This is a genomic window from Arsukibacterium tuosuense, assembly GCF_900215315.1.
Taxonomy (GTDB): Bacteria; Pseudomonadota; Gammaproteobacteria; order Enterobacterales; family Alteromonadaceae; genus Alishewanella; species Alishewanella tuosuense.
In genome coordinates this window covers 598,809-618,984 of record NZ_OBEB01000001.1, presented here as the reverse complement: position 1 = coordinate 618,984, position 20,176 = coordinate 598,809, and the positions used below count along the sequence as shown (strand labels likewise).

Genomic DNA, 20,176 nt, shown 5'->3' with positions numbered 1-20,176 from the left:
TACGCTGATTATATTGATCCTATCATAATTGTAACTACAGGTAGGCTATGCTTTAGCTTGGTAACCGCGATGCAATATTGCTAACGGAGGTATTTTGACTGAAGGTGTAACCAACTTACTGGGTAACTGGCCAGAATGGTGTGCGGTAGCGATTGAGCTGCTGGGCATTGGTATTATTACTGTTATTGCCGTGTATTCGTTGTTGCATGGCGTTATCCGGCTGATTAAGCGTGATTCACCCCGTGCTATCCAGCAGGAAATTCGCCAACGACTGGGGCGGGGTATTTTACTGGGGCTGGAGTTTTTGATTGCAGCCGATATTATTCATACGGTTGCCGTTGAGCTGACGTTCTCTACTGTCGGCGTGCTGGCGCTGGTAGTGCTAATCCGGACATTTTTAAGTTTTACCCTCGAGGTAGAACTTACCGGCAAATGGCCCTGGCAGCTGGCCAGTTCAGAAACGCCGGAATAATGTTGTGTTAATCCGGCGCCAGATTGGCTGAAGGCTAAGCGGCGCCGGCTAAAAACTGACATTTAACCGCTAACATATTACATGACACTGCTGATTGCATCACGTGCACTGCGATACAGCGCCGCCAGCGTTTTATCAAATACCCAGCGAATAAATTTATAGCTAAGGTCGGTAACTGTAGTAACCGCCTGACGGGCAAAGACTAACATATGGCCTAATAGGCCCCTGGCTTGCTCGGCGTATTTTGCTGATGCTTTGGCGATACTTTCCAGCGAGCGGGCCAGCAGATCGTAAAATGTTAAACTGGTGCCAATGCTTGCTTGCGCCAGAACTGCCGTGTAATAACCGGCGTCTTTTAACAATGTTATCAGCGCAGCACTGATTTTATCTGCCCAGTAAGTGGAAAATGATGCCTGATTCCGGTTTTCATATTTAAGCCGGATCTGGGCTAAATTCACAGCAGAGCGTTTATTCAGCGCTTGCCAGTTGCGGCTATTGGCGGTATTCAGATAGCCGGGCGACTTATTTTCAGCCATACCATGGGCTTCAACACTGATGCCGCTGCCGCTGTCCAGCCGGTATTCAGTGCCGGCATAAGGAGCATGAATAAAAGGCCACAGCGGAATCATCGGCACCGGATCTGCGCCATGCGTGCAACGATAAATCGCGTTAATAGTACCGGTATGCTTCTTTGCAAACGCATGCATACCGACCCGTGGGGCACCAAAGGTATACAAATTGACATTACATTTGTAGCTGTTTTTCAGCCAGTCTGCGGTCAGTGACGCTAAAGCGCCGCCCAGACTATGGCCTACGCAATGCACAGTCGCCCCGGCATTGCCAGCTAGTAGTGGTGCTAATATTTTTTCCAGTGCGCCTTTCATAGAGTGAAAAGCTTTGTTAAAACCAGCATGTACCACAGTGTTATTGTCGCCCCCGCTAAGGCCGATATTGGCGTTTGTCAGCCAGTCCCGGTTTATTTGGGTACCCCTTATTGTGACAACATAATCTTTAGCAAATTGATTAATGCCTTTACCAACCAAAGCAAAGCCGGTGGTTTTATTGAACAGGCTGAATAAACTACCACCAGAAACCCCTGTTACCGGCCCTTCTGACAAGTCAAAGTTAAAGCAATTACGCAGTTCATAGTTGCCCATGTTCAGCCGGTAAATACCTGAAGCTGAAGGCCGTTCAATCTGATAGACAATATCTGCCAGTTCGGCAGCAACACGCGGGGTAAGTGCAGTCACAAGTCATATCCTTATTCAGTAATGAGAGTAAGCTGTTCGTCGTTCCAGCGGCAAATACTAAAGGTGCTGTGGGGAAAATCTGGTTTTTCGATATTGCTGAATACCTGTTCCAGCTCTTTATTATTAAGGTCACACTGCAATGAAGAAAGCTTTTTTACTACAGCTTGTTGTGGCGTTATGCTGGAGGTAGTCAGGTACCAAAGCAGGTATTGTTTATCCTGATAGCGCAGACTGATAACTTGTCGGGTGCGCATCTCCATCAGACTATCTGGCTTGCGGGAGCGGATATATTTCTCTGGAAAACTAAAGCTGCCATCCTCTGCAGTGTAGGCTTTGTCAACATAGTCTTTGTCGTAAGTAAGTTCGCGCAGCACTTCTGCACCCGTTACAGGTTTACCATCGAGTAAAACGGTACCCTGTACCGCCGGAGATAAATGGACATCGGTTTTTTTCAGCCAACTAAACATATCTGCCATAGCCTGTTGTGAGAAAATAATCAGAACTGTTACGCTGAACGTCACCAGCATTAACGGCACCGGTTTACGCCAGCAATTTAAATCAGCCATTTTCATTCCGGCTCATGTAACGTTGCTAAAATATAACAAATAACAATTTATTGTAAACACATTATTGTTAAGTTTTGATGAAGCAGCCGCGGGCGATCAGGCAGCTGCTGTATTTACCGGGCTACGACGCAGTTACTTGCGATAATACCGGACAGTTTGGCTGTCCGGTATAATTAGAACCGCGAGTAGCCAGCATTAATGCTGGTTTTGTCAGCAGTGTCAGCAGTGTCAGCAGTGTCAGGCAGATGTAGGTAGCAGAGCATCATCCAGCTGGTTAGCCCGCATGGCCGCTTCCCTGGCATAAAGCCGCTGCACATAGGCAGTAAAAGCGGGCCGTTCTTCAACGGTTTTAAATTGGATCCCCCAGCCAATATGGCTGCCAACGTAGACATCTGCCGCGGTAAATTGCTCACCACAAATATAGGGCCCATTGTTAAGTGCTGTTTCCAGGGTATTCAGCATATCCTGATAAAAACCACAGCCGACCGCCTGCACATTTTCGTCATCAATTCGCCAGTCATATGCTTTTGCCGTGGTGGCCATTTCCATCGGCCCTGCCGCAAAGAACAACCAGCGGTAGTAAGTGCCGCGCTTTGGGCTGTCAGTTGCCGGTGCCAGTTGCTTATCGGCGAAATAGTCCGCCAGATAAGCGCATATTGCTGCCGTTTCAGTAACCACTAAATCGCCATGGGTGATTACCGGAACCTTGCCCAGAGGGTTCAGCGCTAAAAATTCGGCTGATTTAATTTCAGCACCATATTCCAGCACTTTAACTGTGTAGGGCACGTTCAGTTCCTCCAATAGCCAGCGAATAATCCGGCCGCGTGAATTCGGGTTAGTGTACAAAGTAAGTTGAGGCATGTTGCTGTTCCTTGTGGGTTAATAACGTCAGAATAGTTGCGACTAATCAGCAAAGTGATAGTGCAGTCAGGCGGGTTTAACCCGCCTGCAAGCCACTTTAATTTCTATGTAGGACAGAACATGTCCTAATTGTTTGCTATATTTTCTGCCAGGTTAACCATACTGAGTAAAAGAATGAAGCAAGTGGTGGAGAAGTGAGCGCGCCAACGGTGCGGGTGCTGAGCTTACTGGAGCTGTTGCAGTCTAATAATCAGCTTAGCGGCAGCGAGCTGGCCAGCCATCTGGGGGTGGATAAACGAACCGTGAGGCGCTATATCCGGGTGCTGGAAGACCTGGGTATTCCGGTGACCTCTGAGCACGGCTGCAGCGGCGGCTATATGCTGGTGGCGGGGTATAAATTGCCGCCGATGATGTTTACCAATGAAGAAACGCTGGCGTTATCGCTTGGTCTGTTAGCGGCGAAGAACCTGAGACTGGCAGATACCGAAGCGGCAATAAGCGGTGTGCAGGCCAAGCTGGAACGGGTTATGCCAGCGAAACTGAAGTCGCGGGCCAGAGCTATAGCCGGCAATATTAATATCATGCTGCCTGTGGCTGCAGCTGACACCCCGCGCCAGCATCTTGAGCCGCTACTTAATGCTATTGAGCAGCAATACTCGGTAATCATTAGTTATGCTGCCAATCAACAGCCGCCAATAACCCGTCAGGTAGACCCCTATGGTTTACTGTTTCGCCAGGGCCGCTGGTACATGAGTGGCTATTGTCATTTACGGCAGGAGCTGCGCACCTTCCGCCTGGACCGCTTACACCATGTCGAGCCGCTTACTGATAGTTTTATTCGCCCGGCCGACTTCAACAGTGCAGAACATTTTCAGCACAGCCTGAACAATATGGCAGGTAATATGGATGTGCAGGTACTACTGCACACTGATCAACGTACAGCAGCAGAAGTGTTAGGCGCCATGGCCGGCATGCTGAAACCGCAGAATGGGGGGTTATTACTTAACAGCCGCACCGACAGCAGCGACTGCTTCGCCTTGTGGTTAAGCCAGTTACCTTTTGATTTCAGCATAATTCAGCCGCCAGAGTTGAAACAGGCGCTGAAGCGCCATGCTGATAAACTAATGCAATTTGCCGGGAACTAGCTTAACTGTTCTCTCCGACTCATTTTAACGAGTAATAAAGGATAAAATAAAAACTCTTGATTTACATTTAAATGCAGGCATAGTTTAAGTGTATTACAAAATAATAAGGAAAGGGCAATGAATTTTATCAAGAGATGGTGCCTGACAATATTATGCCTGTTAGCTGCTATGGGCTGTTATCTGCTTGGTATTCCGGCAGGAGGACTTGCTTTTCTGTTGCTTGGAGCCATTTTTGAAACTGCCTTCTGGGTTCGGCTATACCAACAACACTCTTAAAACGCATAAACTGGATTGGAAACAAAAAACTAATGGAATTGTTTAAAAATCGGATATTGCCGTTAATACTTGGTTCTCTGTTCGTAGTTGCCTCAATTGTTATTATCGGTATTGGCGCGGCAGTGCCGGTATCGGCTGACTTGTTAACGCCACTAGTTAAATCGCTGGGCATGTTTGCTTTTGCCTTGGTTGACCTGGTTACTATTGCTATTCCGCTGGCGGCAGCATTTCTGGTGCTGGCCGTAGTTAGCCGGTTAATCAACAGAGCAGCTGATGCAACATTCTACGCCCTGTTGCTGGCACCATTCATGTTATTTGACTTGTATTATCTGTTGTTTAATACCATCACCTTAACAGGTTTGATGAACATTGTTCCCAGATACATCCTGCTGGGTGTTTGTTTTTACTTTTTAGTTCGCAGCAGCCCAAAAGTGGCATACTAACTTAGCCTTACCACTTGTATTTATCCTGCCACACCCGGTTTTACCGGCCTTATTCTGCCAGTAGTATTTAACTGTAGCGGCTAGTGACTGAAGCGCGGCTATGGTTAACGCAGATACCGTTTATCAGAAAAGCTAACCGTTAGTCTGGCCAGACTATAAAACTAAAGCAAAAATTTTATATGCTGATGTTGGCTAAAGTGCGAACCAGGCCAAAGCGAGGTTGATAAGGGATCGGTCAACCAGACATCGTGTTCGTCATATCACAAAGGTGCGTACCTAATGCAAACTGCTCTTATTGAAAGGCGCCAGTCGACTAGGGAAATACAACCGTTCTGGGATGAACTTAATCTGGCACAAAAATTTTCTGCGGCCGAACTGCAGCGTTTTGGCTATGAACTGGCTTTCATTCGTCACGGTACTGCAGGTAATTTGGCCGTTTTACGAGCCGGTGATCGGTTTGCCGCCATTGATCAAGAGGGGCAGATTGATATTGCACCCAATATCGCCTTACGTCATTAAACTTCAACGGCAGCTGTTTTAACGCAGTATCCAGCAAATCAACACAAGGAAAGGGCATTGGCTGCTACTTATCGCGATAGCCCAGTTGTAAAAATTATTCGGCTGCAACGTATTGGGTTTTGGCGAAAGAGCTTTCGGCGGTAGAGCTGCCAAGTTGACGTAACCAATGATCGACCGGTAATGGTCTGGAGAAGTAATATCCCTGCATCATTTGCGCCCCCAGAGACTGCAAGAAACGACGTTGGATATCCGTTTCCACACCTTCAATAATAACTGCTAGCTTTAAGGTTTTGGCCATTTGCATTACTGACTGAATAAGCTGGGTCTGACGTTGATCTGCAGGAATGTTTTGCAAAAAGGTTCTGTCGAGTTTAATTGTGCTTACGGGTAGTTGGCTTAAGGTGCTCAGTGATGCCTGGCCGGTACCAAAATCATCCAGGGCAATGTCGTAACCTAACCGAGTCAGAACTAATAGCTTGTTAAATAATGGCTGCTGATGGCGGACAACACTATTCTCGGTGAGCTCCAGGCTGAGCATGCTCAGCAATTGAGGCTGGTGTGTGGCAATATCTATCAGCGTGTTGTAAAACTCATCACAAAGCAAGTCAGAGCCGGTCAGATTAATAGCGATAGGGTAGGCAAAGCGCTGCTGCTGAAACTGCTTAATAATTGTCACCGCCTTCGCTAATACGCAAAGTGATAGTTGTACAATAAAGCCATATTGCTCAGCCAACGCTACCAAATTGTCAGGAGCAATAAAGTTGCCATCATCATCTTGCCAGCGCAGTAAGGCCTCAAAGCTGATAATACTGCCATCGGGCTTAACTTTAGGTTGTAACCACAAAGTTGGCGTATCTAACTGCAGTGCCTTTTTAAACGCGGCCAGCAGTTTTAATTGCTGATTGCGCTGCTCCAGAATGTCGGCCTGATAATAAGATACAGGCCTGGTATAAGCATCGGCTGATTCCAGTGCGGCTTCACATTGCTCCAGCATCAGCTCTGGTGTTGCCAAAGTGTGATTCGAGATACTTACCCCCATTTCATACATCGGCTGCAGGATGCCAGTGCTAAGGCTTAACTGTTTTGGTAGTAAACGTTGAATGTTGAGCACTTCATCACTGAAAGATGTGCTTTGCTCTGGCATGGGCCGCCACAGTATAAACTTAACCCCACGCAATCTGGCAGTCAGAGTGTTTTCAATAAAGGCGAGTTGGAAATCACGGGCAAATACTGCTAACAGCTCATCACCCGCCTGGTAACTATGGGCATGGTTAAAAGCCTTAATATTGGCCAATCGGACAATAACCATAAGGCTGCCTGCTTTACATTCACCATATTGTTTTACCAGCTGCAGAAAAAAATTTTGTTCCGGAAGTGCCGTCAGCGTATCGTAATTTCGCCATAAATTTTGTTTTTGATCGTTGGACGTGAGTTTTCGATGGAGTTCTTTCAGCGGGGTTATGTTGTCCAGTTGAACTATATGATGCTGTTGAGTTCGACACAGATGATTTAACAATATATGAATAGGAGGGTTCGTCTGTAAGGTACATTCTGCTTCATGGCCAAGCCAGAAGCAGGGTTGTGCATTGCCACTTACTTTCAATAAATCTTTAATATTGTAACCAGATGAATCATCAATTCTTAGCAGACTTTTAGCTTTGGTATTGGCTTTTAAAATTGCACCCTGACTGCTAACCAGCAAGGTAGCCTTGGCCTGATGATCAAAAATGTCTTCATATAAATTATTACTTTGACTAATAATGTCATTTTGCTGTTTTAACGCTACAGCATTACGCTTTAACGTACTTATCACCCGCATAACCGCAAGGGGGATACAGAGATTAAAAAATAAAAATAACAAGCTGTGCAAATAAGCCGGGGTGGCTGGCAAGGTTATAGATATATTAAATAAATTGATTGGCCCGACACCAAACAGCAGATACGAGAATGGAATAATATTAAACAACATGACGAGCATCGTCAGCGTACGCGAAAATAACAACATGGCTATTACCGGTGCCGTATAGACAAAAATAACCCCAAGTTTTGACAGTTCAAAGTCATCGATAAACAGCAGCATACATAAGCCTGCGCCAAACACCGTAAGCAACAATATAATTTTGCTTAGTCGCAGTGACTTTTTTGAAAAATAGAGGGCAAATAACAACACGAGGTAAAAGCCTGAAGTAATGGCGATGATGTACCAGGCCCTTATCTGATAAGCTTGCCAGGAGCTATGTATGACAATTGTTAATACAAGTAACAAACCAGATATCAGAATTATTCGTAATACGCTTTGCTGGAGGAGATAGACAGATGCTGAATTTAAATCAGCTTCAGTTAACATCACTAACTGCTTAATACGGCTTAACATATTTTTATCCGTGATAAAAAAAGAAAGGCTGCATCCTGCAGAGCACTCACTGGGGTAATTGTTAACCAATTCCTTGTTTGTTCCCGCTATGTTAACGAATGAAAACGGGTGTGGCAATGTGCGAGGTGCAGATATTTTTCAAATATGGAATTCTAATTGTATGAATTACAGTTATTTATGCTTTCTCATTTGTTATCAGAACATCTGAAAAGAAAATTAAAATGCAACACCTTTAACCAGGGGTGGTGAAGACTATTTTTTATTTAACATGGCTTTTAAATCAGCAAACGGGTTATGGGTAGCCGCAGCCACTTTTTGTTCAGTGGTACCGCCGTACATCACGTATTCGTGGAATTTATTGTGTTCGTTGTCATGACAATATATACAGAGTAACTCCCAGTTACTGCCGTCCGCCGGGTTGTTGCTATGATTATGATCAATGTGATGCACGGTCAGCTCGCGCAGGTTTGAGTGGACAAACTCGCGGGCACAGCGACCACATACCCAGGGGTACATTTTTAATGCTTTATCACGATAGCCTTGTTCTTGTTGTTGGTAAGCCTGGGCGCCGCTACTGTTTTTACTCATAAATGTCTGCTCTTTCTGGTTTCACTATTTCCTGACACCAAGCATACCTCAGCTACCATCTGGCGACACTGGTTTTCAGCATCAATTATGCCGGTAATCCTTAATTATACTGCCATATAAACCCATTTCGGCCTCATGGCCCGGTTCGCGCCAACTTTCTAATAATGCTGCCTGATACCAGGCCTGCATTGCCGGCAGCGCCAGCAGGTGCTTGACATACGCCATGCCATTTTCGCTTAGCTTAAGATCATAACTTTGCACCCGAAATGCCACCGGGGCAAAAAACGCATCAACAGCAGTAAAAGAGGTACCTGTAAGAAAAGGACCGCCAAACTGGTTCAGCCCCTGGCGCCACAATTCGTCCAGCCGCGTCAGGTCTGTTGCCAGCTCAGTGGGCGGGTTATGTAACTGCACTCTGGCGCCACAATTCATGGTGCAAACATTGCGCAGGGTACTGAAACCAGCATGCATTTCACTGGCGGCACAACGGGCATAATTGCGGGCGGCAGCATCTGCCGGCCAGACCCCGACATGCCGCTCGGCCAGATATTCGACAATTCCCAACGATTCCCACACCACGGTATCGCCATCATGCAGGCATGGCACTTTTGCTGTTGGCGAGAACTGGCGGAAATTATCATAGTTGTCGACCTGGAATTGCTGCAATTTTTCGTCGAACGGAATACTCAGCTGTTGCATCAATAACCAGGGCCGAAGCGACCAGGACGAGTAATTTTTGTTGGCAATAAACAGTTGATACACAGGCACCTCCACGGCTAAGTGGTTAAAGATTACGCTGGTTGGAACCTGGCTTCAAGCATCAGATAGTTTGAGTTTCAGTAACTGCAGACGGTGACTTAGCACAGGTTACCGAGCCTCAATCTGAAAATGTCAGATAAAAAACTTGCAGCGGTTGATTACATCTGTAATAGTAAATGTATTACAAGTGTAATTCATGGGGCGAATAATGATAGAAATAAGCAATGCTGAGCTCAGTGTAATGCAGGTACTTTGGCAACAGCAGCCACGAAGCGCTAACGAGGTGGTAGCTGCACTTGGCAATGAAAAAGACTGGCATGAGAAAACCGTTAAAACTCTGCTTAACCGGCTGGTAAGCAAAGGCGCATTAGGCTTTGATAAAGATGGCCGGGCATATTTGTATTTTCCGTTGATTACCGAACAGGATTATCAACTGCAACAGAGCCGCACTTTTGTTGAGCGTTTATTTGCCGGACGGGTCGCGCCATTGGTTGCAGGCTTTGCCAGCCAGAACAAGCTTAATGCCGATGACGTGCAGCAGTTAAAGCAATTGATTGCCGACTGGGAGCAGGAGCAGCGCCATGACTGATTATCTGTTGCAGCTTAGCTTACCGTTATCGCTATTGCTGCTGTTATTACTGGTAGCGCAGCATCTGCTGCTTAAGCCACTCGGCGCCCGCACTATTTATGCGTTGTGGGCTGCGGTACCCATTTTATTGCTGCTAAGTGTCTTATCACCGCTGTTGCCGGTTATGCTGGCGCCCCAAGTGCTTCAGCGGTATCAGGTTAGCTTACAACAGCTATCGACGACGGCAACAGCTGTCAACTGGCTATTTTGGCTGTGGTTATCCGGTGTTATGCTGTGTGTGAGTTTTCTGCTGCTTAGTTATCTTAACAATCGGGCACTGTTTAACCGGGCTAAGCCGGTCCAACAGGCCTTTGTTCCTGTCCGCTGCCGGCTTGCCAAAAATAATAGCGGACCTTATATCACTGGCGTTATCTCAGCCAACATTGTATTACCCCATGATTTCTTCCGCCGTTTTGATGCGTTGCAGCAACAGCTTATTTTGCAGCATGAGTTAACGCATTGGCGCAGGGGAGACCTACATCTTAACTACCTGGCACTTGCCGTGCTCAGCGTCTTCTGGTTCAACCCACTGGTATGGCTGGCTTATCAGCAGTACCGTCAGGCGCAGGAACTGGCCTGCGATGCGGTAGTAACTAATCATGCCAGCAAGGCAGAAAAAATTGCTTATGGTTATGCCTTACTAAGCAATACCCAGCAAGCGCCATTGTACTGGTGGCCGCTTACTCATCACTATGGAGATTTTAACACTATGAAACAACGTATTATGCAGTTGCAACATCAGCAAGGGTTTAGCAAAGCCATCGTACTCAGCACTATGGCGCTGGTGGTTGCAGCAACTTTGTTGATACAGCAGCCGGTTCTGGCCGGTAGTAATAAAACCCAGACGTTAGCGCCTGTTATGCGCATAGAACCACGCTACCCAATTAAGGCTGCTGAGCAGGGTATTGCAGGATATGTGCGGCTTAAATTTGATGTCGATGCACAAGGCAAAGTGTTCAACGCCAGTGTAGTGAAATCCAGTCCTGAGCGGGTATTTGATAAAGAGGCACTGCGTGCACTGGAACAATGGCAGTACACGGCGACCGGAAGGGTGCATAAAGACCAGTTACTACAGCTCGATTTTGAGCTGGATGTCGCAAAGCCGGATCTGGAGCGGATTAGCGTAACACCGCCGCCACCAAAAAAAGCCGATGGGATGGGCTGATAATGAGCACACTGTAAATGTGATAAAGCAGCGCTTATACCTGCAGTGCCAGATAATGGCGCTGCTTTATTGCATTTAAATAGCAGCATACTCACCCAAAGCCAATTGTGATGTTTAAATCATTTACGTAACTGCCGGGCTTTGGTTTTACTTTTCGTATAATAATCGATTTACCCTTATGTAAATTAAAATATTTTATTTTATATTTTTGTTTCCATCTATTCTGTCAGGAATTTTAACAGCAGTTGTTGCAAGAAAGCCAAACTTCTATCTTTTCTCTTTCTTAATCATTCAATTATTGAGTTGGCAAGTATTATGCATTTTCAGGATGATTTTCAAATGGAATGATGTCCCTGGAGAATAATGATGAAAATGTTAATCAACAGATGCAATATCAAAGCACTGATTGCTGCGTTGTCGTTGGCTATGGCATGGCAGAGTCATGCTGCACTAATTACGTTTGGCGGGCAGACTCCCACTGATGGCTCTCAGCAAACGTCGGCAGAAGTGCCAGACTCGGCCTGGATCAATCCGGATGGTTCATCATCGGGCAATGTTGTTACCAATATCATTGACCCGTCTTCACAATGGTTTGTTGAAACCTTTGATCAGGCAACACAAAATCCGTTTCTACCGGCCGGGATCTATGATGATAGCGGAATAAGCTGGCTGGAAATCAGGAATGCCGGTTGCGGTATTAATTCTGGTGGAGCCCTCGATATCAGTGGTGCCGGTGGCTTTGGGGTGCAGCAGGGCAATACCGCGCAGGCTGCTCATGACAATGCAAATTCAACCTGCTTTGCTTACGCGCCACACTATGGTGTAACGCCGGCAAATGCCGATGCACTGATTGACTATACCAACTTTATTGCTTCGCAAAGCCTCGGAACATATATCGGTTACCTCGGCCTGTATTTTGGCAGTATCGACACTTATAATTCATTGCAGTTCGGCAATATTAATGACAGCGATGAGTTTGTTGCCATTGACTTCACTCTGAATGGAGAAACCTATAGCACGTTAACCGGAACAACTATTCTCGATGAATTACAACTGGTATCAGGTGACAGAGATGGCTCAAACCGCTATGTGAATATCTTTTTCGATGCAACTGAACAATTCACCGCATTTCGAATGATAAACACTACTACCAGAGCGTTTGAAGTTGATAATATTGTGGTGGGTTTCAGCTCTGCAGTGAATGTGCCAGGTCCTGGTACTCTGGGTATTCTCGGCTTAGGTTTGCTCGGTATCAGATTTTGCCGTAAATCTAAAGTGTCAGTGTAAGATAGCAAGCCGCAATCGGTTGAACCAACAGTAAAAATACCCCTGAAAACCTGTGGCAGTCATGTCGCAGGTTTTTTTATGAATTTCATTATATTTCCGATAAGATATTAGGTGTTGTATTAACACTGCGGCGTCAGATTGCATCTGACAGAAGGTAAACATGCTCGCCAGACTGATATTTCTTATGTTGCTGTTACTGGGTAGTTATTTGCTGTTGTCAGTCTGGTTTAGCGCAGAGCGGCCACAGCCGCATGTGCTGAAACAAATGGCAGAAAAAGCCATGCGCCAGCAATTGTGCCAAACCCCGGTGCTCTGGCGCGTTGGCCAGCTTGACCCTGCCTTTGCGCTGACAGCTGAGCAAGCCGAACAGGCCGCTCATAATGCGGCGAGCTCATGGAACAGGGCTATAGGGCAGGAGCTGTTCCGCTATGACAGCGTAGCAGGTTTCCCGATCAATTTTCATTATGACGAGCGGCAGCAACAGATGCTGCAGCAGGCTATGCTTGAGCGCAACATCCAGCGCTACGACAGCAATATCGATCAACGTGCGGCAACACTGAGCCAGCAAAGCCAACAACTACAGCAGCGCCAGCGTGAGTTTACCCAGCAAAACCAGCAGTTTGCCGCCGATATCGCTACATTTAACCAGCAAGCTGCCAACGCCAGCCAGGCTAATCTGGCAGCGCTGCAACAGCAACAGCGACGGCTTCAGCAGCGCGAGCAGCAATTGCAACAGCAGGCACAGCGTTTAAATGAACAACAGGCACAATTGCAGCGCGAACAAGACTATCTTAATGCCACCGTGGCGGATCGTAATGCACTATTGTCAGATCAGCCGCCACCATTGGCCGCTGAAGTCGGTTTAATGGAAATTATCAACGGTCGGCGCAACATGACTATTTTCGCTTACAGCACCACAAATGCCTTGCAACTGACCATGGGCCACGAATTTGGTCACGCTCTGGGGCTCGGCCACACTGATAACGACACCGCAATAATGCATTACGCGCTGAACCCGCAGCAAACAGGCCCGAAAGCAGAAGATGTTGCAGCCCTGAAGCAGCAATGCGGGTTTTAAGCACGGACACTTGACAGCTTAAGGTGATGGCTTGATGCTGAAGCTGTTTTCATTGCAATCCAGAGGGATGCTATGCCACGTCAGCGTGCAGCCAGTTCAGTAATATGGCACGTGGTTATTATTATATTGGCCGGTGAGCTGATTTTTGCGTTGCCCTTTCATCTGGCGCGTTTTTTTCGCCCGACCTTTTTACAGGCCTTTGATTTAAGCAATGCTCAGCTGGGCGATATTTTTGCCGTTTACGGTGTGGTGGCCATGCTCTGTTATTTTCCTGGCGGCATTATTGCCGATAAGGTGGCACCCAACCGCTTAATGAGTATGTCCTTGCTGGCAACCGCGCTGGGTGGCGCTTATATGTGGACCGGGCCCGCTGTTACCGGTTTGGCACTGCTGTTTGGCTACTGGGGTTGCACCACCATTTTACTGTTTTGGGCGGCGATGATAAAAGCGACGCGCATTGCTGCGCCTGCTGCCCGGCAGGGCCTGGCGTTTGGTGTGCTTGACGGCGGCCGGGGCCTGGTTGCCAGTGTGTTTGCCAGTGGCGCAGTGCTGCTGTTGGGGCGGTATACAATAATGGCGGACGGTAACTTTGCCAGTGCGACCGAGGCGCTGGCGTCACTTCGCAGCCTGATAATTTATTACAGCGTGCTAACCGTGATAACCGCCGGCCTGGCCTGGTTTTTTATCAGCAGTATCAGAGCGCAACCTGAGGCAGGGCAACAAGTACCAACGTCTGCGATGCTGGGCGAAACCCTGACAAACCCATTGCTATGGTTACAGGCCGGCGTGGTGATTTGTGCATATTGCGGCTATAAATCGTTGGATAATTATGGCCTGTTTGTGGTGAAAACCTTTAACTGGTCACAGCTGGAGGCCGCTCAGTTTACCACGGCGGCCAGCTATCTGCGGCCGGTTGTGGCAGTGGCGGCGGGCCTACTGGCAGACCGGATCCGGGCCAGTCGTCTGACATTAGGGCTGTTTAGTGCGCTGGCCCTCAGTTTTGCCAGTATAGCGGCACTGACTGAGCTGTATCCGGCAGTTATGCTGCTAACAATGATGTTAGTGCTAACTTTTGTTGGCGTATTTGCCCTGCGGGCAGTGTATTTTGCCTTAATTGATGAAAGCCGGATGCGGCTGGGTGCTACAGGCACAGCGGTGGGTGTTATTTCGTTGCTGGGGTTTACCCCGGATGTGTTTTTCGCGCCGCTAACCGGACGCATGTTAGATAATCCGGACAACGGCTTTGCCGGCTATTTCTTATTGATGGCACTGATTATGTTGTTGGGTACCCTCTGTGCGTGGTTGTTAGTCAACAAAATGAGCCAGAAGCAGGCGCTGGCACCTGCCAAACCTAGTTGCCGGAGCTAGCTTGTACCCAGCAGTTTGAGTGCCTGGTGCAGATAAAGCCTAAGCAACATATTCGATAACACAAATTCGGTTGCCAAAGACCAGGCTTTGTTAATTTCTCAGCCTAACTTTTTTGCAGTCCTTAATTTAATAAAGCAGAATAAAAATTACGTTAAACATAAAATAAATATTGTAATTTATAAATTTAACGGCTATTTTTCAGGCAGGATACAACCTGTGAGCTGATTATGACTGCCAATACTTTATACCGATTGACCCATTTATCCCTGGCGATCACCCTGATACTGACGCTAATTACGGCCATTATTGCTTTGGCCCTACCATTTTTTGATGAGCACTTACTTAGCCAATGGCAGATTGAACTAGCTAATTCTGCTGGGCCAAACGAAGCAGAACTTACTGCAAACGAATGGTGGATTGTGAAAAACCAGGGCATGTTGACGATGCAAACCTCAGGGGTTGGTCTTGCAATTAGCCGCGCTGTAACAATTTTGCTGGTTGGCGGTTTAATAAGTTACGCCTTGTACGGTTTACGTGGATTTTTTGCCGGCTTACGCTCAGAGCGGCCGTTTCAGGCGTCAACGCCTGCGCTGTTAAAGAAAGTAGGGTATTCATTTATCGCGCTTGCGATAGTGCTTTACCTGGAAGTGCCAGCCCGCTTTTACCTGTTTATCCCTGACGCTGCGGATATTGCTGATTATTATGGTACCCATATAAAAGTATCTCCGCCTGCTGCTGAGGCATTTTTTATAATTCCAACTCTGCATTGGGGCCTGATTGTCGCTGGCATATTTCTGTTAGCTATCGCAAGGGCATTTGCCTTGGGATTGTCATTACAAACCGAAAACGACGAGATTATCTGATGCCGATTATTGTAAACCTCGATGTAATGATGGCTCGTCGCAAGATGAAAATGAAAGATCTGGCCGACGCCGTTGACATATCGCAGACCAACCTGTCGCTGTTAAAAAACAGTCATGTCCGCGGCATTCGCTTCAATACCCTGGCTAAGTTATGTAAGGTTTTAGACTGTCAGCCCGGTGACATACTGGAATATAAGGAGGATTAATCATGAAATGGCTTGCCCTAATGGTGGTGTGCGGGTTACTCACTGCATGCCAGAACTACGATGTTGCTAAGCTCGACGATATTCCGTCTGAGGTAAAACAAAGCGTGCGTGCTGCGGTAGATAACCAGCATCGTCCGGGCGTGGTTATTGCTTTACTAAACCCCCAAGGCACTTATTTTTACCACTATGGTGTGGCGCAGGCGGGCGGCCAGGTGACTCTTTCAGAAAATTCACAGTTTGCTATTGGCTCACTAACCAAACTTTTCACGGTAGAACTGTTTGAGGCTTTGGAGAGAAAAGGGGTTGTTACGCAACAGACGGTAGTTTCTGAGATTTGGCCAACAGTGCGTGATAATGCAGAGACACGGCTTGTTTATTTAGCGAGTCACACGGCCGCTCTGCCACGAGATATACCGCAAGCTACCCTTGCTGAAAACAATGCAGATAGCTTGCTGAACACTCTGTCACGCAATGCCAGTTTACCGGCCGACTATTCATATTCCAGTGTGGGCATGGCTATTCTGGGGATATCACTGGCAGAAGTCAGTGGCTCTAGTTTGCAGGATGAGCTGAATAAACAAGTAATCACTGCCCTGAAATTACCCGGCACAGCTTACGAGCCGGATAAAGCCGCACTTGCGGCTCGCCATCAAACTACCACTGCAGTTGAGTCATCGATTGTTGTGCCCGACATTGCCTATGGCGCTGGCGGTCTGTACTCAACAGCAAAAGACTTAACCCGCTTGTTAAAAAATGAGATGAGTCAGCCAGAGCATTTGGGCTGGAAGCTTTTTAAGGATAAAAATTTTGCCGCTTTTTATCATGGCGGAGACGGTAACGGGCATCAGGCATTTATTGCGTTTCGGCCGGACAATGGAGTCGGTGTGGTTTTACTGAGTAATTCTTCCTCAGATGACGCACTGCAGGATATTGCGCTGCACCTTATCGACCCCCGGATAGACTTGCCAGACTTTGCACATCGTCCCCGCCAGCAGCTAAGCAGCGAGGCATTGGCCGCTTTTACCGGCAATTACCGACTACTGGAGGATAATGATAGTAACCATATTGAAATAAGCCTTGCCGATGGCCGTCTGGTATATCAGGAACTCACTGCTGCAGGTGACATGGTTAGAAAAACGCCCTTGTATGCTATAGACGATAAAACGTTTGAGTTAGCCGATGTACCGGTCACTATTTCGTTTACCAGCACGGAGAGCAACGCCAACGCGACACTGAGCTTTGGCGAGCAAGCCTTTACTATGGTGCGGTCAGACTGAATACTGTTTGTGATAAAGATTTCCTGTATCGTATCTTGCTCAGCTTCATGCAACTTAAGGAATGCTATGCGAATAACCCTGTCAGCCGTTTTGCTGCTTCTATCGTTTAACAGTGTGGCTAAAGACTGCGTTGTGCTGTTGCATGGTTTGGCCCGCACCGCCGCTGCAATGGAAACTATGCAGCAGGCGCTTGATGACGCTGGTTACCATACTGTCAATGTCGATTACCCCTCACGAGAGCACGCTATCGAGGTGTTAGCGCCTATGGTTATTCCTCCGGCGTTGGTGCAGTGCCGGGAAAAGCAGACTGATGTTATTCACTTTGTTACCCATTCGATGGGCGGCATTTTGTTGCGCCAGTATCTGCAGGACAATGTTATAGCCGGCTTAGGCAGGGTAGTAATGATGGGGCCGCCAAACCAGGGTAGCCAGGTGGTAGACAATTTAAAAGATGTGCCGGGTTTTGAAGCCTTTAACGGCCCGGCCGGTATGCAGCTGGGTACCGGCAAGCAGGACGTACCAAAGCAGCTGGGGCCGGTAAACTTTGAACTGGGTATTATCGCCGGCACCAGCTCTATCAATCTTTTATTGTCCAACTTTTTGCCTAACCCTGATGACGGCAAGGTGTCGGTTGAGAACACTAAAGTACAAGGCATGTGTGCCCTGGTTACGGTAGCGGTATCGCACCCGTTTCTGATGAAACGGCAAACGGTAATTAAGCAGGCACTGCACTTTTTAAAAGCAGGTAAATTTAGCGGCGATAATGCCCGGCAGTTTGATTGCCCGGCGCAAAAAAGTCTGGAAGCTGAAACGATTTAACGCATTCAACAAGTTTTGCCGGAGGAAACTCTCAGGGTGTGAATTTATTGTTTAATTAATGTTTGATATTTGGTTTTTATTTTGGCAGTATCTACCTCATTCCAATTTAGTGGAGTAAAGAATGGAAAATTATAACGAAACAGAAATCACTGACTTAGAAGCTATTAAGAGCTTTGTTGATGCTCTGGGCTCTCAGAAAAGCGAACTGGTTCTTACCAAGAATGGAAAAACCTTAGGCGCTATTCTTACCGCGGAGCAATACGAATGGTTTCTTGATCAATTAGACAATAACACTGATGTCAGCTTTGTTGACGAGCGAAGTAAAGATTTAAGTGGTTCTCAAAGTCTGCAAGATTTCGTGACCGGGTCATTTCCGCTTTAGAACAAATCGCGGAGAATCCAAAATTGCATGGTGCTATTTTATTAACCGGTTATGTTGATACATACAGATACCGTGTTGGTCATCACCGGATTGTTTACCGAATAAACGATACAGAATTAGAAGTCCTCATCCTCGATGCTAAACCAAGAGGCGAGGTGTATAAAAAGTACTAAGGCATTTTCTAGACTGTTAGTATCAGCTATTACCAATTCTCATCAGGTTTCACCACAATAGGGCAGCATCATTGCGCCCTCAGTTTTCTGGCCACTAGTATTTATCTGGACAATCAACCCTAAAGGTGTACTATGTACATCTGCAGTGGCTTACAAGGAGGTAAGTTTTGACATGGCATGCCATCGAGTTTATCGAAACATCGGTGTTTACCAAGCAGATCAAGCAAATTGCTACTGATGACGAACTTAGGATACTGCAACAAGATCTTATTGCTCAGCCGATGAAGGGCGATCTAATCTCAGGCACTGGAGGGCTACGCAAGGTGCGCATGGCAACTGACGGCCAAGGGAAAAGTGGTAGCGCCAGAGTCATCTATTTTCTGGCAACGGCAGAAATTATCTATTTGTTGCTGGCCTATGCCAAAAACGAAAAAGACAGCCTGACTGCAGCTGAAAAAGCCGATTTAAAACAGTTAACCAAGTTACTTAAAGGCGAGGTGTAGTATGAGTATCTTTAATGATTTAAAGAATTCTCTGGCCGAAGCGGTGGATATTAAGCAAGGCCGAAAACAAGCAAGCCGGATAACCCGCTATGAAGTGGCTGATGTTAAAACCCTGCGCGAAAGCTTAGCCATCACTCAGGCGCAATTAGCCCAGGCACTGGGCACCAGTGTTGATACTATTAAAAGCTGGGAAAGCAAACGCCGCAACCCAACTGGCCTGGCCGCCAAAGTGCTGGCTACTATTCAGGATAACCCCGAGTTCTACCATCAACTGGCCGCGCATTAAGCTGGCTGGTACACCAAACCATCTTACGGGCGCATTATTGCGCCCTTTGTTTTTGCAGCAAATAAAGCCTTGACCAAGCTTGGCTTTTCGGCAAATGTAATCGGCAATTTAAGCGTGAAAAGGTAAAATAATGAAATTAGCAGCGTTAATCTTACTGGCAACAGCTTTACTACTGACAGGTTGTGCCCCAGAAGTAGGCTCGAAAAAATGGTGTGAGCAGTTAGAAAACAAACCCAAAGGCGACTGGAGCGCCAACGAAGCGAAAGACTTTGCCAAACACTGCATTTTTCGCTCAGACGAATAGGGCATGTTAATGCTGGCATAGTGCCGGCATAGCGCACAGCACTGAAAAATATTAAGTAGCCTGAAATGAAGATAACAACTTCTTATTTAACTATGGTTCCACTCACCGCAGCCGACTGGCCGTTGTTTCAAGCTTTGCACACTGAGGCTGATGTAATTGCTTTGTGTTTTGATCCGCCGACTGAAGCTGAGCTGCAACAAAAGTTTCAGCATCGGTTAACGCCCTGGCATAACGCCGCTGAACATTGGCTGTGTCTTACCATTATTTTGCGTGAAACAGGGCAAGCGATAGGCGTCACCGGCTTGTGTTTAACCAGTGGCGAAGCAGAAGTGGGCTATCTGCTGTTGCCGCAGTTTTATGGCAGGGGTTTTGGCACTGAATCGCTAACGGCGCTAGTAGACTGGGCGAAAGCAACCCAGGACATTGTTAAATTTAAAGCAGTGGTCACTGAGGGCAATGTTGGTTCAGAGCGGGTATTGGAAAAAGCAGGTTTTAGTCTGGCAGCAATAATACCGGATGCCCATACCATTGCCGGTAAGCGTTATGCCGATCATATTTATTATCATCAGGCTGTCTGATACTAA

General features: G+C 46.9%; 25 protein-coding genes. 19 read left to right on the top strand and 6 right to left on the bottom strand.

The window, feature by feature from the left end:
• Positions 1-94: 94 nt before the first annotated feature.
• The gene (locus CRO03_RS02870; protein ID WP_097110046.1) at positions 95-472 is read left to right on the top strand and encodes a DUF1622 domain-containing protein; all 378 of its coding nucleotides are present in this window, start codon (positions 95-97) and stop codon (positions 470-472) included.
• A 77-nt stretch (positions 473-549) separates the two neighbouring features.
• On the opposite strand, the gene CRO03_RS02865 is transcribed toward CRO03_RS02870, so the two are convergent.
• From CRO03_RS02865 to CRO03_RS02855, 3 genes are all read right to left on the bottom strand, one after another.
• The gene (locus CRO03_RS02865; protein ID WP_097110045.1) at positions 550-1,722 is read right to left on the bottom strand and encodes a lipase family protein; all 1,173 of its coding nucleotides are present in this window, start codon (positions 1,720-1,722) and stop codon (positions 550-552) included.
• 11 nt (positions 1,723-1,733) lie between these two features.
• On the bottom strand, positions 1,734-2,288 hold the full coding sequence (locus CRO03_RS02860; protein ID WP_245861410.1) for a DUF4198 domain-containing protein: 555 nt from the start codon (positions 2,286-2,288) through the stop codon (positions 1,734-1,736).
• Positions 2,289-2,525: 237 nt separating this feature from the next.
• Positions 2,526-3,149: a glutathione S-transferase family protein gene (locus tag CRO03_RS02855; RefSeq protein WP_097110044.1), complete on the bottom strand. Its 624-nt coding sequence runs from the start codon at positions 3,147-3,149 to the stop codon at positions 2,526-2,528.
• Between the two features lie 194 nt (positions 3,150-3,343).
• Here CRO03_RS02855 and CRO03_RS02850 point away from each other — a divergent pair, with 194 nt between their 5' ends.
• From CRO03_RS02850 to CRO03_RS02840, 3 genes are all read left to right on the top strand, one after another.
• Complete coding sequence (locus CRO03_RS02850) at positions 3,344-4,294, top strand: helix-turn-helix transcriptional regulator (RefSeq protein ID WP_097110043.1); 951 nt, start codon at positions 3,344-3,346, stop codon at positions 4,292-4,294.
• 308 nt (positions 4,295-4,602) lie between these two features.
• Complete coding sequence (locus tag CRO03_RS02845; protein WP_097110042.1) at positions 4,603-5,013, top strand: hypothetical protein; 411 nt, start codon at positions 4,603-4,605, stop codon at positions 5,011-5,013.
• A gap of 279 nt (positions 5,014-5,292) precedes the next feature.
• Positions 5,293-5,532, top strand: coding sequence for a hypothetical protein (locus CRO03_RS02840; protein ID WP_097110041.1), 240 nt, complete (start codon positions 5,293-5,295; stop codon positions 5,530-5,532).
• 94 nt (positions 5,533-5,626) lie between these two features.
• Here CRO03_RS02840 and CRO03_RS02835 read toward each other — a convergent pair whose 3' ends face one another.
• The 3 genes from CRO03_RS02835 to CRO03_RS02825 form a co-directional block, all read right to left on the bottom strand.
• Entirely contained in the window at positions 5,627-7,612 is a 1,986-nt protein-coding gene (locus CRO03_RS02835; RefSeq protein WP_170948924.1) for an EAL domain-containing protein, read from the bottom strand.
• Between the two features lie 546 nt (positions 7,613-8,158).
• Positions 8,159-8,494 carry a YajD family HNH nuclease gene (locus CRO03_RS02830; RefSeq protein WP_097110039.1) on the bottom strand — a complete coding sequence of 112 codons (336 nt, stop codon included), beginning with the start codon at positions 8,492-8,494 and terminating at the stop codon, positions 8,159-8,161.
• Positions 8,495-8,575: 81 nt separating this feature from the next.
• Positions 8,576-9,256, bottom strand: coding sequence for a glutathione S-transferase family protein (locus CRO03_RS02825; protein WP_170948923.1), 681 nt, complete (start codon positions 9,254-9,256; stop codon positions 8,576-8,578).
• 205 nt (positions 9,257-9,461) lie between these two features.
• On the opposite strand from CRO03_RS02825, the gene CRO03_RS02820 reads away from it, so the two are divergent.
• The 15 genes from CRO03_RS02820 (at position 9,462) to CRO03_RS02750 (ending at position 20,170) form a co-directional block, all read left to right on the top strand.
• Entirely contained in the window at positions 9,462-9,842 is a 381-nt protein-coding gene (locus CRO03_RS02820; protein WP_170948922.1) for a BlaI/MecI/CopY family transcriptional regulator, read from the top strand.
• Positions 9,835-11,046, top strand: a complete 1,212-nt coding sequence (locus tag CRO03_RS02815; RefSeq protein ID WP_097110036.1) for a M56 family metallopeptidase — start codon at positions 9,835-9,837, stop codon at positions 11,044-11,046. The genes CRO03_RS02820 and CRO03_RS02815 overlap by 8 nt, the downstream gene beginning before the upstream one ends.
• A 363-nt stretch (positions 11,047-11,409) precedes the next feature.
• On the top strand, positions 11,410-12,333 hold the full coding sequence (locus CRO03_RS02810; RefSeq protein WP_141397719.1) for an Npun_F0296 family exosortase-dependent surface protein: 924 nt from the start codon (positions 11,410-11,412) through the stop codon (positions 12,331-12,333).
• Positions 12,334-12,517: 184 nt separating this feature from the next.
• Positions 12,518-13,411 (top strand): matrixin family metalloprotease, encoded by an 894-nt coding sequence (locus tag CRO03_RS02805; protein ID WP_245861407.1) that lies wholly within the window; start codon positions 12,518-12,520, stop codon positions 13,409-13,411.
• 72 nt (positions 13,412-13,483) lie between these two features.
• The gene (locus CRO03_RS02800) at positions 13,484-14,779 is read left to right on the top strand and encodes an MFS transporter (protein WP_097110033.1); all 1,296 of its coding nucleotides are present in this window, start codon (positions 13,484-13,486) and stop codon (positions 14,777-14,779) included.
• A 227-nt stretch (positions 14,780-15,006) separates the two neighbouring features.
• On the top strand, positions 15,007-15,642 hold the full coding sequence (locus CRO03_RS02795; protein ID WP_097110032.1) for a DUF2975 domain-containing protein: 636 nt from the start codon (positions 15,007-15,009) through the stop codon (positions 15,640-15,642).
• Positions 15,642-15,848 (top strand): helix-turn-helix domain-containing protein, encoded by a 207-nt coding sequence (locus CRO03_RS02790; RefSeq protein ID WP_097110031.1) that lies wholly within the window; start codon positions 15,642-15,644, stop codon positions 15,846-15,848. The genes CRO03_RS02795 and CRO03_RS02790 overlap by 1 nt, the downstream gene beginning before the upstream one ends.
• Positions 15,849-15,850: 2 nt before the next feature.
• Positions 15,851-17,125, top strand: coding sequence for a serine hydrolase domain-containing protein (locus CRO03_RS02785; RefSeq protein WP_097110030.1), 1,275 nt, complete (start codon positions 15,851-15,853; stop codon positions 17,123-17,125).
• Positions 17,126-17,191: 66 nt separating this feature from the next.
• A complete protein-coding gene (locus CRO03_RS02780) occupies positions 17,192-17,944 on the top strand; it encodes an esterase/lipase family protein (protein WP_097110029.1) in 753 nt (250 codons plus the stop codon).
• Between the two features lie 121 nt (positions 17,945-18,065).
• A complete protein-coding gene (locus CRO03_RS02775) occupies positions 18,066-18,326 on the top strand; it encodes a hypothetical protein (RefSeq protein ID WP_097110028.1) in 261 nt (86 codons plus the stop codon).
• A 23-nt stretch (positions 18,327-18,349) separates the two neighbouring features.
• The gene (locus CRO03_RS18675; RefSeq protein WP_425426971.1) at positions 18,350-18,499 is read left to right on the top strand and encodes a type II toxin-antitoxin system RelE family toxin; all 150 of its coding nucleotides are present in this window, start codon (positions 18,350-18,352) and stop codon (positions 18,497-18,499) included.
• 167 nt (positions 18,500-18,666) lie between these two features.
• Positions 18,667-19,002, top strand: a complete 336-nt coding sequence (locus CRO03_RS02765) for a type II toxin-antitoxin system RelE/ParE family toxin (protein WP_097110026.1) — start codon at positions 18,667-18,669, stop codon at positions 19,000-19,002.
• Position 19,003: 1 nt separating this feature from the next.
• Entirely contained in the window at positions 19,004-19,288 is a 285-nt protein-coding gene (gene nadS, locus CRO03_RS02760; protein WP_097110025.1) for a NadS family protein, read from the top strand.
• Positions 19,289-19,418: 130 nt separating this feature from the next.
• A complete protein-coding gene (locus CRO03_RS02755; protein ID WP_097110024.1) occupies positions 19,419-19,592 on the top strand; it encodes a DUF3012 domain-containing protein in 174 nt (57 codons plus the stop codon).
• Between the two features lie 65 nt (positions 19,593-19,657).
• Positions 19,658-20,170 carry a GNAT family N-acetyltransferase gene (locus tag CRO03_RS02750; protein ID WP_097110023.1) on the top strand — a complete coding sequence of 171 codons (513 nt, stop codon included), beginning with the start codon at positions 19,658-19,660 and terminating at the stop codon, positions 20,168-20,170.
• Positions 20,171-20,176: the final 6 nt, after the last annotated feature.